The following is a 16,600-nucleotide window of genomic DNA, read 5'->3' as shown; positions in this document are numbered from 1 at the left end:
TAAATGGTTATAACATGTCAAAGAATCACGCGCCGTGGTGCGCATTCTGTCACGCAAAAGCGGGCGGTTTTGGATAGTTTCATCCACCCGAAGGGCGGCGCCAGCCAAACAACCATTATTCAAAACATTGGTGGTTTTGCAGCAAGAAGTGCCAGGATGCCTTTAGCAGCTGGCGGCGAAGGTTCCCACGATTCCAACCGGAACAAAGGGAGTGTTACTTCCGTCCCGATTCATATTATGCGAAACGCACCCAAGAATGCTTTGGTCCTCTTCAATTATCTGGCGAAACACGCGAATCTGGCAGCACCTATCGGAAGCCTTACCGTGGCTGACTTAATCAAATGGTGCCAAATCATCGATGAGGCAGGTCATGGAAAGTAAATTAGCAGCGATGCTGGATAGCGCTATTGCGCGTGAGCATCAGCAAAAACCAAAAAGGTCCTATCTTGGTGCTTCTCGTTTAGGCGAAAACTGCGCACGTAAATTACAGTATGAGTTTATGGGCGCAGAGCCTGATCAACCCTTTAGTGGTAAGCAGCTGCGGACTTTTGCGATGGGTCATCATCTGGAATCATTAGTCATTTCATGGATGAAAGATGCAGGGTTTGATATCATAACCCGTAACAAAGACGGCCAGAAATATAGTTTTTCAGTCGCAAATGATCGGATTGCCGGTCATATTGACGGCGTGATTGTAGCAGGCCCGGATGGTTTTCTTTACCCGGCACTTTTTGAGTGCAAAACGCTCAATAATAAATCCTGGAAAGATCTTGAAAAACATGGCCTTGCAGTCAGCAAACCAGGGTATTATGTGCAAATTCAGCTCTATATGGCCTATATGCAGCTAACAGAAGGACCGGCGTTGTTGGTTGCTCTTAATAAGGATTCTTCAGAGCTTTATTTCGAGTGGGTAGCTTTTGATGGCGCTGTTGCTCAAAAATATTCTGACCGCGCTGTGCAAATCTTACAAGCGTCAGAGGCTTCTGAATTGCTGCCGCGTCTTAGCCAAGATCCAAATTACTTTGAATGCAAATGGTGCCCTTACCATAAAACCTGTTTTGGAGGGGGCATATGAGTAATGTCATTGATATGAAGGATTTTTTTAACTTCAACACAGCGATCCCGCAAAATTGTTTTGAAAGCACCGCACCTTGGGAGCCGTCAGAACAAGTATCCGAGCTGAAAGCAAGATTACTCTACAGCCTTAAATCGTGTTTATCTTATTTGCTACCAGGCGGCGTTTTCCAGCGCAATAAATTTTATGTGGGTGATGTGCAAGGCAACCCAGGCCAAAGCTTAGTTGTTGAGCTTGAAGGTAATCGCATCGGCATGTGGCATGATTTTGCAACCGACGAAGGGGGCGACATTATCAGCCTATGGGCTGCTGTTACGGGAAAAGATACACGTTCGCAGTTCCCTGAAATTTTAACCGATATTGCCCAGTGGTCCGGCGAGCGCACTAAAAGCGTGTACGCCATGATCTCAGAGATTAAGAAAAAACACGAGGCGACACAAGAGGAAGAAGGTCCTGAGCTGCTCGGTGCCCCCACAGCTAGGTGGGATTATTTTGATGAATCAAACAAATTGATTGCCTGCGTTTATCGCTATGAAACAGATTCAGGTAAGCAATATAGGCCGTGGGATGTGAAAACCTGTCGTAATCGGGCGCCAAACCCAAGGCCGTTTTACAATATTCCAGGCATCCTCAAAGCCAAGACAATTGTGCTAGTTGAAGGAGAAAAATCGGCAGATAGCCTCATGAGACATGGCATTACGGCAACCACTGCCATGTTTGGTGCCAATGCGCCCATTGATAAAACCGATTGGGAGCCGCTTAAAAACAAACATGTGATCATTTGGCCGGATCATGATGAGCCAGGCCGACAATATGCCGATAAAGTGTCATTAAAACTCAAAAACCTGGGTGTGGCATCCATCCAAATCCTTCAGATCCCAGAAAACAAGCCCAAAGGTTATGATGCAGCAGATTCTGATGCGGAAGGCGTTGATTTAGAGAATTTTATCGACCTTTGCCCAAAAAAGACAATTAGCGTTAATAAGATGGTCCCGGCTTTTACCTTGGGGCAATTACTTCAGGATGATTCACCCATGCCTTATGATGTGATTGCCCCGCGTATTGTAACACCCGGTGGACTGTTGATTTTTGGCGGTGCGCCCAAAGTCGGAAAAAGTGATTTTCTTATAAGCTGGCTGGTGCATATGGCAGCAGGTAAACATTTTCTGGGAATGCAACCCGCAAAGCCCTTAAAGATTTTTTATCTGCAAACAGAGATTGGTTATCATTATTTGCGCGAACGCCTTAAACAACTGGAGCTTGATCCTGATGTGCTCGAGCAAATCAGCAATAATCTGGTGATAACGCCGCAAACCAGGATGTTACTGAATGATGAAGGTATTGCGCAGATTGTGCAAACCATTAACGACTTTTTTGATCCAAAAACCGTGGACCTCATTGTGATTGACCCTTTGCGCAATATCTTTGATGCCGGTGATCATGGCACCGAAAATGACAACAATGCCATGCTGTTTTTCTTGCAAGAAAGGCTGGAACGTTTGCGTCATCAGGTCAATCCCAATGCCGGGATGATTGTCGCCCATCACACTAAAAAGATTACCAAAAAGCTTTTGGAAGAAGATCCTTTCCAGTCACTTAGTGGTGCCGGCGCCCTCAGAGGTTTTTACACCACCGGCATGATTTTGTTTCGGCCTGATGAAAGCAAAACGCCCAGGCAATTGATGTTTGAACTACGCAATGGCGAGCGTATCGATAATAAATGGGTAGATAAAATAGCCGGCAAATGGTCGGTACTCGAAGAAGAATCAGAGCGTTTGGTGAATAAGCATTACGGTGAAAAGTTGGATGCAGAGCGCCGGCGCAAGCACGATATCATTTTACAGCTCATTTATGAGGAGGCACGAAAAGGTAAACTTTATACCGCAAGTCAGTTCTGCAGAGCCTTTGAAAATAGATCAGGTCTTGGCGGCCAGCATTCCATTCGTGATCGTATTGATGTACTTGCCACCAAAGGCTATATCAAATTCTGTAAAACCGCAGCCCGCAAATCAAAATATGGCTTTTTATGTGTGGAGGCTATGGACCTGAAGGAGACAAAAGTTGATCCTGAAACAGGCGAAGAAACCACGCATTTTCAGCCTATTTTACCAACCCATTATAAGTCCGCTGAAGATGGCACCATTATTCCTCTGGAAAATCCTTCACTTTGGTTTTATCATGATTAGCTATTTTGTGAATACCAGATTTAAAGGGTTTAGACGGTATCCGTATTCCTGCTTTTTAAACCCAGGCCAGCCAAGGGTTTGAATGATATCATGACGTTTAATATTAACACCCAGCTCTTTAGCAAGTGTTTCTTCAATAGCCTTTTGCATCTTGTTAAGCGGCCTTCTAATTTGCTGTTCTAAATCATCAATCAGCCCCATATGTGGCTCTAAGCGCTCAGCAATTTGATGCAGATTAAGCGGTGTGTGCATCTCTTTGGGTTTCCCTTCTTCGAAATCTCGCCAGTATTGTTCCAGTAAAATCCTGAAAATTTGAATACGACTTGGGGCTTGTTTGCCAATGACGTGAATGCCGCCCACAAAAATACCTTCGCTATCAATGGTGATGCTGTAGGTTGCAGGAAGTGCTGCTGTTTTTGGTGTGTGAAGTGAAACAAAAGGCAGTATTTGTCTTGAAACATTGGGAATCTCTTTGGGGATGCCATGCTCCATCGCCAGATCCAAACCTTGTTTTAAAGAGAGATTGCCATTGATGAAATCCGATAGTTTTATAGCCTGCACATCAAGCGGCAAATGCGGTAAGGTTTTTCGTAATGTGATAATCAGTGTTGGCTGCGCTTTAATGCGATCTACAGCCAAATACGAGAGGTTATCTATAAAATCAGGCAAAATCATCGTTACAAAACCAGAGTCCAACAAAATATGATAAACCCCGGCGCTCTGATTTTTAAACGTAAATTCTTTGAGCTCAGCTTCAAGCCATTGCAATATAGGCTGCTTTTGTAAGTATAAAGAAACAACATGAAAACGTTGTTTTTGGTGGGTGATGGGTAAAATGTAACGTCCACATTCCTCGCACATGAGATCATCGCAGGATTCATCGAAATCATCAGCAATAGCAATTTTATTCTCACAATCCGGATTAATCAGATGGTCAAAATCCAAAGCATCCAAGGGGTTGGCGCACTTGATGAAATAATGCTCTTTGAGCTGGATAAAGCCAAGCTGCCCAAGATGATGGGCCGCCTCTAGATAAACTTGATTCGGGTTAATCCATGAATTGCTGGACTCAAGCAAAGCCTGCAATGCATCTTCATGCGCAGCATTTTGCTTTAGGCAAGATCGTAAGGCCATAGCAATCCTTCATCCATGTTTTAAAAGCTGCGCGTCCCTTTTTATCCAAAACATATTCTGAATAACAAATCATCACATGACCGGGATCAGCTGCATCCCCCCTGAAAAAGAGAGTAACCTTTTTACCCTGAAACACCACTCTTACCGAATCAATCATGGCAATGTTTTCCAGCACATCACCAACGGCTTGGTGCAGCGCTTCAAGTTCTTCTGCAATGGGGTCGGTCGGGTGCGTTGTTAAAATCAAATGGGTGTTGTTTTTAAGATGAGCTGATCTGAATTTCAGTTCAAAGAGTTTGAGCTCCTTATCGATTTCACTTGCGCACGACCGAAGGAAAGTCTTCACTTGAGCAGCAAAGTTGTAATCCTGCATATTAATGAAGGAGCAATCCTTATCGAAGTAAAAACTTACCAAACGGTCAGCAATCTTCAATCCTTGGTTGGAACATTTGGCACAAAGATTCACTTGATTGGCATTGACAGCAAAATCCAGAATGATCCAATCCGGTTTATGACCATGAACAATGCGATTAGAGCTTAACAGCAAATCTTCATCACTGGCCCTTCTAATAAAAAGATACAGCCGATCTTCATGATAAAACAAACCCTGAAGATGGGTCTCAAAGCTGTCATTTTGCTCTTCATCATGGGCTTTAAGAGCGTTGCGGACTAGATCTTCAGTCACAAATTCTTTGAAAGAAGCAGCAGGTTGGCGTGGCGGGTTTTTCAGCACAAAGGAGCCAAACCCTTTCTTTTGCACCTTATCAAAATGGTACACGTGTTTGAGCAATTCAGGATCAGCCTTAAAAAGCGCAAACAGCAAGCCTTTCTTGTCGTATTTATCATCTTTGACCAAAAGCTTGGTCATAGTTTCAGCAGAAAGTACGGGCTTTGCAATTTCAGTGATGGCCGCTTCAAGTTTAGCGTGGTTAAAATGGTGCACCAGAAAATAATTGATCAATTCTTCAGGAAAATCAGTTAAGGTTTTGCGCATTTGCTGCACAGAAAGTTCATGGGGAGGCTTTTTCATGGATAGGTCAAACAACAGGCCAAGCTGGCGTCCTGATAAGGAATCGAGCCAGTTCTTGCGGATCTTAGCATCTTGGTAATCCTGGATCAGCCTATCAAGGGGCATTTCCAGATGACTTTCCCAAAATTCACGATTCGCATGGATTCTTTCCATCAACACTTCATTGTTTAACACCATTTGCAGCATTCGTTTTAACCTCCACTGTTTTTCTGATTGCAATTACTTTCCCAAGAATCCTTAAATCTTGGCCTTTTTTGACATGGATGACTTCATGCGCTGTGTTTTCAGGCCGAAGTTCCACACCGGTTAAAGTTTGATAAAAGGTTTTGCAGGTCGCCTCATCATCGATCAGAGCCACCACAACCTCACCGTTCATCGCAGTCGGTTGAGATCGGACCACGACATAGTCTTTGTCATGAATGCCGATACCAATCATGCTATCCCCGCAAATTTGAAGAGCAAAACACTCACCACATGCAAGGCTTGCATCCACGCAAAACTCACCCAGATGATCCTGAATCGCCAAAATCGGATTTCCTGCCGCTACACGGCCTATTACTTGGATAGGCACAATATGGGGAATTTGATCTGACTTTAGGGGGTGATCCAAGATCTCAATAGCTCGAGCTTTGCCATGCCCCCGGCGCAAATAACCTTTAGCCTCCAGCTGCTGAATAATCTCCAGCGCCGATACAGCAGAAACGCTACGCTCAGCTGCAACTTCTCGCACTGTAGGAGCAACGCCATGTTGCTCTTTAAGGCGGCAGATGACAGCAAACGTGTCTTCTTGAGCCTTGGTCAGTCCTGTGGACTTAACGGGACCCGGCTTGTTTTTCTTGGGCGCATTCATCGCTTGTTGATTGAACCTCATATCCTAAAATTTAACTTAAATTTATCATACCTAACAGGTGTTAGGTTGGTCAAGAGCTATTTGTAACATATGAAGTTCTTGTGAACGAAATCTCTCCGGAAGCTGTACATAAACCACATGCCAATCACATGAGGTCCTTTATGTCATTAACCCAAGCCCAAAACTATGATCGCCTGAAAGAAGTTGCACATATTATTGCTACAGCAATTATGCGCGCGCAATCTAGTAAAAACCTAGGCAAATCAAGGCTTTCAGAGAAACTTTCTCTTGACTTCTCTTCAAAAGGAAGCGCTTCTAGAGCAGGTTTGTTAGAGAAAACTCATTATGGTCAAGATCGTGAAAGAATCTGTTATTAAGCAAGTGCTGGCTTTACAAAGTAAAAGCACCGCAGAACTTAAAGAATTGTGGCGAAGTATTTTTGATACGGATGCGCCGCCTCATTCCAAAACCTATCTCATCCCAAGGTTGGCTTATCGTCTGCAAGAGCTCGCTTATGGCCCTATGGCTGAAAAGTCAGCAAAGCAGCTCGATAATCTTGCGAATCAAATAGAGAAAGGTAAAAAGTTCACCAATCATTATATGGCTTCTAAACCTTTAGCTGGCACCAAGCTCATTCGTGAATTCCAAGGTGACTTGCATGAGGTGCTGGTTTCAGAAAATGGCTTCATCTACCAAGGGCAAAGTTATAAATCCTTATCAGCCATTGCTCGCAAAATCACCGGCACCAGATGGAATGGACCCGCCTTCTTTGGTCTGCGTAATAACAAGAAGGCCTAATGAATAAAAAGATACGCTGCACCATTTATACACGTAAATCCCATGAGGAAGGATTAGAGCAGGCCTTCAATAGCCTTGATGCACAAAGACTTGCTGCTGAAAGCTATATCGCCAGCCAACAACATGAAGGATGGGTCGCTTTAAGTAAGTCCTATGACGATGGTGGCTATTCAGGTAGAACCTTGAATCGTCCTGCTTTACAGGAGTTGTTTCAAGATATTGAAAATGGCCTGGTTGATTGTGTGGTGGTTTATAAAATTGATCGGTTATCGCGCTCTCTTGTTGATTTTTCGAAAATTGTGGAGCTGTTTGATAAGCATCAAGTGACATTTGTGGCAGTGACTCAATCCTTTAATACCTCAAGCTCCATGGGCAGGTTGATGCTCAATGTGTTGCTTTCTTTTGCCCAATATGAGCGTGAACTTACAGGAGAGCGTATCCGGGATAAATTTGCTGCCTCCAAGAAAAAAGGCATGTGGATGGGAGGTAATCCCCCACTTGGTTATGACATTTGTGATCGAAAATTAGTGATCAACGTGGAAGAAGCCAAGCTGATTCGGCATATATCTTTAGCCGGTTTTTGATCTTGCGTTCCACCACCAATCTGGCACGGGAACTTAATCAGCAAGGTTATCGCACCAAACGCATCATCAGTAAAACAGGTAAAGAATATGGGGCGCAGTTATTTACGAAAGCTAACCTTTGCAGGACTTTGATTAACCCTGTTTATAAAGGCTTTGTCGCCCACAAAGATGCTGTTTACGAGGGGGAGCATGAAGGTATTTTGGAGCCTGAATTCTTTGACGAAGTGCAGCGCGTTTTTGAAAAATGCCCACATATCAGAGGCAGAGAATCTGCGTCTAAGGATCAGGCACTACTAAAAAATCTGATTCGCTGTCAGGTTTGTGATGTAGCCATGACGCCAACCTACACCAAAAAGAAAGATAAACGCTATCGTTATTATGCTTGCAGCAACCATTTGCGCGGCAAAAGCTGTACCTCCCACCACAAAACCATCGCATCCAATGAAGTTGAGCGCTTCGTGGTACAGCAAGTACGCGAACTCCTCAAATGCCCTGAAATTACCGCTAAAACCCTGAAGTCTCTTGAGGGGCAAATCTCCACGGATGAAGCCTTTGCGATGTTGCAGCAAATTGATGTGATTTGGGATTCGCTCTTTCCGATTGAGCAATATCGCATCATCTGCTTGCTGATCAAAGCGGTGTTGGTGCGAGAAGATGGCATTGATGTGCGTATCCATACAGATGGACTGCAGAGTTTACTCCTACACGCCGGCATGGAGGCATGGCTATGAGCAAGGGTGAGTTATCGGTATTTATGCCCATGCGCCTTAAAAAACGAGGCGGTAGGAAGATGGTGATGGTGCCTGAGGGAAAGGCGCAATTAGCGTCTCAGAATGCATCTATAGATACCAGAATGCATCTATTACCACATTAGTCAAAGCCTTGGTCCGTGCCCACCTATGGCAACGCCAGCTAAAATCCGGCAAGTATCAAACCATGCAAGATTTATGCGATGCGAATAAAGTCACAGCAAAATATGTGCAGCTGATCCTGAGATTCAATTTCCTTGCTCCAAAACTTAAAGAGGCTATTCTTTTAGGACGCCAACCCCGTCATATGAAACTCGCCGACCTCATGCAAAACATCCCTAGTCTCTGGCATGAACAAGGCGAATTATTTGGCTGCGAGGTGGTATGATTTGTTTTGACTCCAAAATACTTTGTGCGTATAATGTTATTGTAGTCATTAATCTGGGATGTTCCAATGAAAAAAATCGTCGTCGTTTAAGTAAAGAAATTAGGTTGATTTGAGCGTCTCTTGAAAATAGAGGACGCTATTTTATTGCTTAATTTTTGAATTTTAAATGTCGAGGTTTTTTTATGACACATATTTTATTGCCAGCAATCTGGCTTATTGTTCTTATTGTGGGTCTTCCACAACTTTCTGAAACTGTTTATACGCCATCTTTGCCTGATATAGCGCATGCACTTAGAACAAGCGAAGCGATGGTAGAGTATACGCTGACGATCTACCTTTTTGGATTTGCTCTTGGAACTTTATTTTGGGGCAAAGTTTCTGATAAATTAGGTCGTAAGCCCTGTGTTATCGCGGGCTTACTAGTCTTTATTATCGGTTGTATTGGTTGCTATTTCTCAACTTCAATTGAAATGTTGATGATCAGTCGCGGAGTACAAGCGTTTGGCGGCAGTATAGGGAGCGTTCTTGGCCAAGCAATTTGCAGAGATGCATTCCATGGCCCCGCCCTTGGAAGAGTATATTCTGCGACCGGTAGCGCGCTTGCCTTATTTCCAGCGCTTGGACCTTTATTCGGAGGGCTGATCGCGGAAATATTTGGGTGGAGAAACATCTTCATATTCCTGAGCATGTTTGCGCTTATTGTAACGATCCTTGTGAGCGTAAAGTTGCCAGAAACACATCCACATGCTTCTCGAAAAAAGTTTTCTTTATGGAATATTGCGAAGCAACTTGTGCTAGACAAAAAAGTACTAGGCTTCGGCGTTATTGTCGCTGGATGTAATGGCATTCTCTTTAGTTATTTTGCGGAAGGGTCATTTTATCTCATCAAGGGTCTAGGCCTTTCGCCTAAGTCTTATGGTCTGAGCTTTACAGTTATTGCAGTCGCTACAATGCTTGGTGGAATCGTTTCTAAAAGATTACAGAATAAACATTCTTCTAAAGAAATAATGGGCTATGGACTTTTGATCATTGCTTTTGCCACAACAATCTTCAGTTGTGTGGCGACGATAAATCATAATTTATTTGCTTTGCCTTCTCATGTAATGATAGCGATTACTATTATTTCTCAAATGGGATGTGCTTTTGGAATATGTATGGCAACCAGCAATGCTCTTGCATTAGCACTTGCGGATTATAAACATGCAATTGGTACAGCATCCAGCTTGTTTGGATTTTTCTACTACTGCCTGATCTCGCTCTTTACATTATTTATGGGATTGCTACATGATGGAACATTGTTGCCAATGCCTCTTTATTTTCTTTCTCTAAGCTGCTTTATGATGATTGTAAATCGTATTTGCTTGAAGAGCTAATATGGAAAAGCCCTGAGGAGTTTATCCCTTGGGGCTTCTTGAATTAAGATCAAGGGGGTTGATTTATTTTGACTCCAAAACACTTTGTGCGTATACTATAGCAGTTAAGTGTTTTATAACCAAAGCTGGGATTGAAATATAGGTAATGAAAGTGTCTACTGAAAAGATAATCGAATTAAACAGGGATAATTTTTGCTTAAAAGCTTCTGTTGATGGAAGTGGGCCAGTTGCTATTGTTATTGGTAGCCATAAATATTATCCGCGCACTTTTTCTGAAAACCTAAAATCAAAGCTGAAAATTATTTGCGCTGATACACGAGGTTTTGTCCCTGCATCTCCGAATCACACGGAAGATGACTTTACAGTCGATAAACTCGTCCAGGATATTGAAGCAATGCGGGTATCTTTGGGCGCGGATAAAATAATCCTTATTGGGCACTCGATTCATGCTTTTATGGCAATGGAGTATGCACGTGCATTTCCAGATAGAGTGAGTCATCTTGTTTTAATTGCCTCCAGTCCGATTACAGGGCAGGAGATTTACAAGGAAGCAGATCGATATTTTGAAGAATCGGTTTGTCCTGAGAGGAAATCTGCGCTGCAAATCACCATGCAAAGATTCATGGAAAGTGGCGATCAATCATTTATAGCGCGTCTACTATCGTTTAGCCCACGAATTTGGTATGACGCAAATTTCGATGCATCTAAACTTTGGGAAGGCGTAGAGGTTAATTATGTCGGAGCTGGAATCATATGGGGCTCTATGTTTGCTGATTATAATGTTGCTAACGCTCTAAAAGCTATTAGCTGCCCGATTTTCTTGGCGCTTGGAAGGTATGATTACTTCAACCCACCGCATTTATGGGAAAAATATCGCGAACATGTATCCGATCTAACAGTCCGTATTTTTGAAAAAAGTGGCCATACTCCACAACTCGAAGAACCTGATAATTTTGATGAAGAGTTGATGCGGTGGTTATGGCGGAGGTAATCATGGAACCGGATTTACTCGAGGCTGTTAATAAAGCTTTGGAAGATTGTTTTGGTCTTGAAGTAAAAATCAACGATATCCAATTGTTAAGCGAAGCTGATAGACGGAATCGGATTGCACGTCTGTTTTTATCCTCAGGCAATAATGAAACGCGATCCGTGATCTTCAAACAGTCACTCTCTGATAAAAGTCAGGACACTACCGATGAAGATATTATGGCAAGGTTCGCCAGAGATTTTGCTGGGCTCAAATTCTTGAACGGGTCTGACATTAATCACAGCATTCCGAAGTTTTTAGGCGCAAGCCAAAGTTTTAGATTTATCCTTCTTGAAGATCTAGGTGACACCCATATCAGCCTTGTTGATAGTTTGACTAAAGCTGATCCAGATAAAGCCATAGCAGCGCTTAAACGCTTTACCAAATCTCTCGCGCATTTTCATATGGCAAGTTACGAGCGTCTTGGGGAATATGATAAACTATTGGTATCCGCTCATCCGAAGAGGGAAACGCCAGAAGACCGCATTAAGTGGAACGAAAAAGATTTGATCCCTAAATTAGAGTTTGTTTGTAAGGCATTTGATATTCCGTTTACAAATGAAATAAAACAAGAAGCCATAGATGTTATTAAAATCAGCTTAAGTCCAGGAGATTTCTATGTGCTCACCGGCGATATTTGTCCTGATAACGTATTCGACCATGAAGATAAAGACTAACTTCAGCTGATTGATTTTGAGTGGGTCAGGCCTGGAAATAGCTTGCTAGATGCAACTATTTTAGGATGAATTTCCCCACCTGTTGGTGTGCCAAAGCTTTGCCTGAATCAATTGTTAACAAACTAGAATCTCTTTACCGCGAAACAATTGTAAGCAAAATTAGGGCAAATACAATGAAAACTATGTTGCAGCCTGTGGGTTTTGGCTACTTTCCAGTATGCCGTTTGCTATCCATATCATGGATAAAGATGAGTGCTGGCCATCCGGCCCTGTACCTGCTGATTCATTATGGAAGCAAGAAGAAAACTTGGCTAGACCACGGTTTATCTCAAGATTGCAAGCATTTATAAAGGTGTCAAAAGAACATAATATGCTTCCGCATTTACGTCAGTCAGCCGAGCAAATGCTAACTAAGGCTTATGAAAAATGGGATGACGCCAGACCACTTGATTTATATTCAGCGTTTCAAAGCTAACAGTCCACGCTGGATGTGTTGTGCCCAACTAAACCTTGATGATCTGGATCGTAAGGCGTTAAGGCAAATGGACCATATCCCGCTGCTTCAGCCTCAGGGTGCGCTTCGTTATAGCTGGCCGCAAACTTCAGTGACTCATTTTCTTCTATAAGTTTTTTAGTCCAAGACCAGGTTAGCTTTTCTTGATGCATGTTAAGTGACACCAATTCTTCAGGCTCTGATATCCAAGAAATCAAGCTTTCCATCAGATTGTTGCTGTCTAGCTTATTATTACTTAAAATGACCACAAGAGTGTCGCTTTTAGGCGCATACCCAAAGAAGCTACTAAAGCTATCAAGGTCCTATACCCATGTTTCTGTGATTTGTTGATACAACGATCCCAACAATCGAAAAGCGGGTTGCATCTGAAATCAAATGATCTGTTGTTGTCCAAGCAATAAAGCCTGTAATTTCTTCATTCATTTCACAAACCGCAACACCGTAACCAGGATTCTTTACGAATTTTAGAAACCTTCTATTCAAATTCTTCAAAGTAGCTGGGTAGCCTAGCTCTGATAAAAGAGGCAAAAGTCTCGGAGTATCATCAATTGTGGCGTGCCTTATCATCCCAAAACCTTCTTCATGTAATAGCGCTTATGACCTTTAGGGCAGCCATCTAAAACACCAAATACCTCATAGCCATGTTTGATGTAAAAATCTTTAGCCTGGAAATCAAAGGTATCGAGGTGAATTAGCCTGATCTTCATTGATATTGCTTGTTCCTCGATAGTTTGCAGCAAAATACTTCCCAAACCTTGTTTTTTCTTGTCTTCATCTATAAAAAGCATGCTTATAAAGAGACATTCCTCTAGATAAAAACAGCCCCTGATTCCTGCAACAATATCTCCGGTTTTGTTCTTGATCAGATAATTCTTTTTAATCTCCATATCGCCTATAAAAGACAATTGTTCTAGATTGAATTTATCAAGTTTGTCTTCTAGGATTTCTACTTCATCTGAAGTTGCTTCGAAAAGTTTGTAGTCGGATTTTAAGGCATCAGTATGGATTTTCTTTGATGATTTATCTTCTAGAAACTCAAACCTTTTTTGAATTTTGCCGTTAACTTCAATGTCTTCCAGAAACATTTTTAGAGGCCGCGCCCATATCCCGAAGTCACCGTAAAGTGCTTTATAAACACCATATCTTCAAGGGTTTCGCAGTGACGTGCCGTACTGTTACCTCATATAAATGACCTTTGTAATGACGGTATTTTCCTTTTTGGATTGCGCTCATGGAGTCCGCCTAATATATTGCACATACTTTTTTAGCCATTCAGGTGCATTGTGCACATGATTTATTTCTTCTTCTGTTAGCCAATAATACTCTGGAACTTCACGAGCGGACGCGTTAACCGTCAAATCTGTCTTTTCAATTTTACAATGGAATATGGTATCTATCACATGCGCTGCAACATTACTACTGCCAACAAAATAGTTGTTTGTGATATATTTCAGATCATCTTTTAGGTCTAGGCCAACTTCTTCATAAATTTCACGCTTTGCTGCAAGCCTCAAAATATCCCACTCATTGTGTTCATCTATTTCTTCAACTTTTCCACCGGGAAAAGCGAGCAAACCTCCGGCATGCTTGCCTTCAGGCCTTTTGATAATTAAAAACTTGTCATTATGTTCTATGGCGACTTCAACTATATTTAAATAAAGTTTCATTTTTTTCCTTCTTCAATTATTTCCTTAGCTTCAGAATCCGGAATCCAAATCTCTTTTTCATCCAATGTTTTTAACTGAAGCCTTGCTATTTCGGAACTCAATTCTTCGTCTTGATCAAAAACGGCTGCTTTATAATGAAATCCGGTAAATTTGATTTTAAGCCGATTACACATGGAGCTCATACTATTTAGATATTCAAGGTTATCGTCAACAAATATGATATGCTTTGGCTTCCAATGCGCAATGTTCTCTAAGAAATATTGCAGCGCTTCTCCTTTTGATTGTTTGCCAGAAAAGATAACACCTGATTCATAACCCGCCTCATCATCCCATAGGATTCTCTTGTTTAAATTTTCAAAGCCAAAAAGAATACCTTTTTCTTTTAATCGAAACACCCTGAGATGCATAGGATCGTCAATATTCCCAAATTTTCCTGTACCCATTGCCGTAAGCGCTATGCTTGGGATTTTTCGTGCATAAAGTCCGAGAATAATTTCCTTAATTTCTTTTTCAACAAATTCTTCGCTAGCTCTTAGGTAATAGAGTGAATGGATATGAACCGCGCGTTCTTTCCCATATTTTTGTTCGTACTCTTTAAAAACTGCTCTTCTGACAGGTCTCGCTTTCGGTCTTCCTATTAAATCGCTAGGGGCAGAAATAACGTTGTCGACGTCAAACACAACGAGTGTATCTTGGTCAGCATTTTTGACCGCTTCAGATATCTCTTTGATATAGGAAATGGTCAGCCCGGAATCAGCATAGCTATTCTGTAATACAATTAAGCATAAACAAATAAGAACGAAGAATCTTTTCATCATACAATCTAATCATCACTTTAATTTTTTTCACATGTGCAAGGCGCATAACATATGTAAACATACCATATTTCTTTTTAGAAGGACAGTTGAAACTGCTTTCCATCCCTTGATTTGCCTTGTTTTCTCCGTTTCGAATCTCTATCGCAACGAAGGTTTTCGTTCTCTAAAAAATGCAGCCTCGAAAAACACCAATCCTCTGAAACCTAGGTAAATCCAGGCTTTTATGACATGCGTGCCTTCACCCCGAGTGTTCGCATGTATCGGAGATAGAGAGGGTAAAAATGGAGATTTTAGGGGTAAAATGGCAAAATTGGAGAAAGTAAGGTACGGGTCTAACAGCAAACCAAAACTCTGGAAAGCCCACTGTTACTGGGTTTTCTGGATTGCTTCACTGCGTTCGCAATGACGTGAGAAAAGTTCTCTTCAAAAAATCTGGCGGAGAGAGAGGGATTCGAACCCTCGATACGTTTTTAAAACGTATGGCGGTTTAGCAAACCGCTGCCTTCAGCCGCTCGGCCATCTCTCCAAGGTATTTAGGATCCTAGCACGATTAAAAAAAATTGTCAATTCGTTGCATAAATTACAATCATGAATGTTTGATTTGTAATTGGAATGATAAATTATTGTTATAAATAAAAATTGAATTAATATAAGTTCTGATCTTATAAAAATTCATTTAGTAAAAAGGAAAAAGACTATACGTGAACGTTATTTTAAAAGGGAAAATACTACGATTTTACAGAATTCAAAACAAAAATCTATTTGGAAATACAACTCCATTTCCGGCACTATATGTACAAAAACTTCATCACAAGTCTGAACAGTCAAATAATAAAAGTGAATGAAAAAATTATAGTATTGATTCAACCTAAATTATCTATTCAGAATAACTGTGGATTCTGGGCATATCATGAGCAAAACCACTTTCATCTATGTAAGGAATTGCTTTCCCTGCTTTTTCTAGCTGCTCAATTGTTTGGCAAAAGATCTTTTTTCTGGATTCGCTTTTGGGGGATTTAGAGTTTTTTATATATTTCCCCTAAACGTTGTTTTGCATATCTTATACTAGAAGCGCTGACTTCTAACCTCTTCGCCCTTCGTAGCACATGTCTGGAAATTCTTGTATATCATCTATTCTCAATTTCTCTTTGTCTAATTTTGTCCTTGGTTTATTCCTTTTGTTGACCCCTTCAAGATTTTTACTCTATCTCACTACTGCTAATTTAGATATGCAAAATCTATCGGCTACTTTTTCAAATTATAACCAGCACTTTGTTTTTATTTTTAATACTTTTTTTATAAAATCTAATGAATGTTTCATAACTTTTATTATATAATTTATTACGCAATTATAACTCTATCCAGCTCCATTGTCATGTTCTTTTTATCATGTTTTAGCTATATGCAAAACAACGTTTAGGGGAAATATATAAAAAACTCTCAATCATCCGATCCAGAAAAAAGATCTACGTTTTGCCAAAAAATTGAAGAATGGAAAAAGGAAGATAAGCAGATAGGTAGTGATGAAAATGGTTTTGCTCATGATATACCAAGAACGTATGGGCGCTCTGATAAAGGCAAGCGGTGTTATGGCTCTTATGACTGGGGGAGAACAAATCCCATAGGGCGCTTTAATTAGCAAGGCTATAATTGCAATTGGGTTCATATCTGGCTTACAGGGGATTACATCTTGGGTGCTACCAAACCTTCCAAAGGAAAGCGGCAGTGTT

General features: G+C 41.4%; 20 protein-coding genes and 1 tRNA gene. 12 read left to right on the top strand and 9 right to left on the bottom strand.

The features are described 5' to 3' along the window. Window positions 1-3 precede the first annotated feature (3 nt). From K737_RS06315 to K737_RS06305, 3 genes are read left to right on the top strand one after another with little or no spacing between them, the layout of a single operon-like run. The gene (locus K737_RS06315; RefSeq protein WP_006302598.1) at window positions 4-381 is read left to right on the top strand and encodes a hypothetical protein; all 378 of its coding nucleotides are present in this window, start codon (window positions 4-6) and stop codon (window positions 379-381) included. Then, window positions 359-1,075, top strand: coding sequence for a hypothetical protein (locus K737_RS06310; RefSeq protein ID WP_035575282.1), 717 nt, complete (start codon window positions 359-361; stop codon window positions 1,073-1,075). The genes K737_RS06315 and K737_RS06310 overlap by 23 nt, the downstream gene beginning before the upstream one ends. After that, window positions 1,072-3,261 carry an AAA family ATPase gene (locus tag K737_RS06305; protein WP_006302600.1) on the top strand — a complete coding sequence of 730 codons (2,190 nt, stop codon included), beginning with the start codon at window positions 1,072-1,074 and terminating at the stop codon, window positions 3,259-3,261. Before K737_RS06310 ends, K737_RS06305 begins: the two co-directional genes overlap by 4 nt. Here K737_RS06305 and K737_RS06300 read toward each other — a convergent pair whose 3' ends face one another. From K737_RS06300 to lexA, 3 genes are read right to left on the bottom strand one after another with little or no spacing between them, the layout of a single operon-like run. Then, a complete protein-coding gene (locus K737_RS06300; protein WP_006302601.1) occupies window positions 3,262-4,395 on the bottom strand; it encodes a hypothetical protein in 1,134 nt (377 codons plus the stop codon). After that, window positions 4,355-5,611 (bottom strand): hypothetical protein, encoded by a 1,257-nt coding sequence (locus tag K737_RS06295; protein WP_023491308.1) that lies wholly within the window; start codon window positions 5,609-5,611, stop codon window positions 4,355-4,357. The genes K737_RS06300 and K737_RS06295 overlap by 41 nt, the downstream gene beginning before the upstream one ends. After that, complete coding sequence (lexA, locus tag K737_RS06290; protein WP_006302603.1) at window positions 5,586-6,296, bottom strand: transcriptional repressor LexA; 711 nt, start codon at window positions 6,294-6,296, stop codon at window positions 5,586-5,588. The genes K737_RS06295 and lexA overlap by 26 nt, the downstream gene beginning before the upstream one ends. 140 nt (window positions 6,297-6,436) lie before the next feature. Here lexA and K737_RS06285 point away from each other — a divergent pair, with 140 nt between their 5' ends. The 9 genes from K737_RS06285 (at window position 6,437) to K737_RS06970 (ending at window position 12,346) form a co-directional block, all read left to right on the top strand. Continuing rightward, window positions 6,437-6,652 (top strand): hypothetical protein, encoded by a 216-nt coding sequence (locus tag K737_RS06285; RefSeq protein WP_006302605.1) that lies wholly within the window; start codon window positions 6,437-6,439, stop codon window positions 6,650-6,652. Continuing rightward, window positions 6,633-7,073, top strand: coding sequence for a DUF2924 domain-containing protein (locus K737_RS06280; protein ID WP_006302606.1), 441 nt, complete (start codon window positions 6,633-6,635; stop codon window positions 7,071-7,073). The genes K737_RS06285 and K737_RS06280 overlap by 20 nt, the downstream gene beginning before the upstream one ends. Next, window positions 7,073-7,657 carry a recombinase family protein gene (locus tag K737_RS10675; RefSeq protein ID WP_023491306.1) on the top strand — a complete coding sequence of 195 codons (585 nt, stop codon included), beginning with the start codon at window positions 7,073-7,075 and terminating at the stop codon, window positions 7,655-7,657. The genes K737_RS06280 and K737_RS10675 overlap by 1 nt, the downstream gene beginning before the upstream one ends. After that, the gene (locus K737_RS10670) at window positions 7,654-8,388 is read left to right on the top strand and encodes a recombinase zinc beta ribbon domain-containing protein (RefSeq protein ID WP_023491305.1); all 735 of its coding nucleotides are present in this window, start codon (window positions 7,654-7,656) and stop codon (window positions 8,386-8,388) included. The genes K737_RS10675 and K737_RS10670 overlap by 4 nt, the downstream gene beginning before the upstream one ends. Before the next feature lie 151 nt (window positions 8,389-8,539). Then, on the top strand, window positions 8,540-8,794 hold the full coding sequence (locus tag K737_RS09055) for a hypothetical protein (protein WP_152531123.1): 255 nt from the start codon (window positions 8,540-8,542) through the stop codon (window positions 8,792-8,794). A 182-nt stretch (window positions 8,795-8,976) separates the two neighbouring features. After that, window positions 8,977-10,167, top strand: coding sequence for a multidrug effflux MFS transporter (locus K737_RS06265; protein ID WP_006302608.1), 1,191 nt, complete (start codon window positions 8,977-8,979; stop codon window positions 10,165-10,167). Window positions 10,168-10,312: 145 nt separating this feature from the next. After that, entirely contained in the window at window positions 10,313-11,158 is an 846-nt protein-coding gene (locus K737_RS06260; protein ID WP_006302609.1) for an alpha/beta fold hydrolase, read from the top strand. A gap of 2 nt (window positions 11,159-11,160) precedes the next feature. After that, window positions 11,161-11,871: a hypothetical protein gene (locus K737_RS06975; protein WP_024161522.1), complete on the top strand. Its 711-nt coding sequence runs from the start codon at window positions 11,161-11,163 to the stop codon at window positions 11,869-11,871. A gap of 217 nt (window positions 11,872-12,088) precedes the next feature. After that, window positions 12,089-12,346, top strand: a complete 258-nt coding sequence (locus K737_RS06970; RefSeq protein ID WP_023491303.1) for a hypothetical protein — start codon at window positions 12,089-12,091, stop codon at window positions 12,344-12,346. Here K737_RS06970 and K737_RS06965 read toward each other — a convergent pair. The 6 genes from K737_RS06965 to K737_RS06230 form a co-directional block, all read right to left on the bottom strand. After that, complete coding sequence (locus K737_RS06965) at window positions 12,343-12,549, bottom strand: hypothetical protein (protein WP_200863634.1); 207 nt, start codon at window positions 12,547-12,549, stop codon at window positions 12,343-12,345. The two genes, K737_RS06970 and K737_RS06965, sit on opposite strands and share 4 nt — an antisense overlap. Before the next feature lie 130 nt (window positions 12,550-12,679). Next, the gene (locus K737_RS06250; protein WP_006302611.1) at window positions 12,680-12,952 is read right to left on the bottom strand and encodes a GNAT family N-acetyltransferase; all 273 of its coding nucleotides are present in this window, start codon (window positions 12,950-12,952) and stop codon (window positions 12,680-12,682) included. Then, on the bottom strand, window positions 12,949-13,491 hold the full coding sequence (locus tag K737_RS12155; protein WP_235075737.1) for a GNAT family N-acetyltransferase: 543 nt from the start codon (window positions 13,489-13,491) through the stop codon (window positions 12,949-12,951). Before K737_RS12155 ends, K737_RS06250 begins: the two co-directional genes overlap by 4 nt. Window positions 13,492-13,614: 123 nt before the next feature. After that, complete coding sequence (locus tag K737_RS06240; protein WP_006302614.1) at window positions 13,615-14,052, bottom strand: NUDIX domain-containing protein; 438 nt, start codon at window positions 14,050-14,052, stop codon at window positions 13,615-13,617. Further along, window positions 14,049-14,870 carry a DUF2608 domain-containing protein gene (locus K737_RS06235; protein WP_006302616.1) on the bottom strand — a complete coding sequence of 274 codons (822 nt, stop codon included), beginning with the start codon at window positions 14,868-14,870 and terminating at the stop codon, window positions 14,049-14,051. Before K737_RS06235 ends, K737_RS06240 begins: the two co-directional genes overlap by 4 nt. Window positions 14,871-15,303: 433 nt before the next feature. Continuing rightward, window positions 15,304-15,396: transfer RNA gene (locus K737_RS06230), tRNA-Ser, on the bottom strand. Window positions 15,397-16,600 lie beyond the last annotated feature (1,204 nt).

Origin of the sequence: Holospora undulata HU1, assembly GCF_000388175.3 — a bacterium.
Taxonomy (GTDB): domain Bacteria; phylum Pseudomonadota; class Alphaproteobacteria; order Holosporales; family Holosporaceae; genus Holospora; species Holospora undulata_A.
Note: the sequence above shows the minus strand (reverse complement) of the source record. Positions and strands in the feature narration are given on the sequence as shown.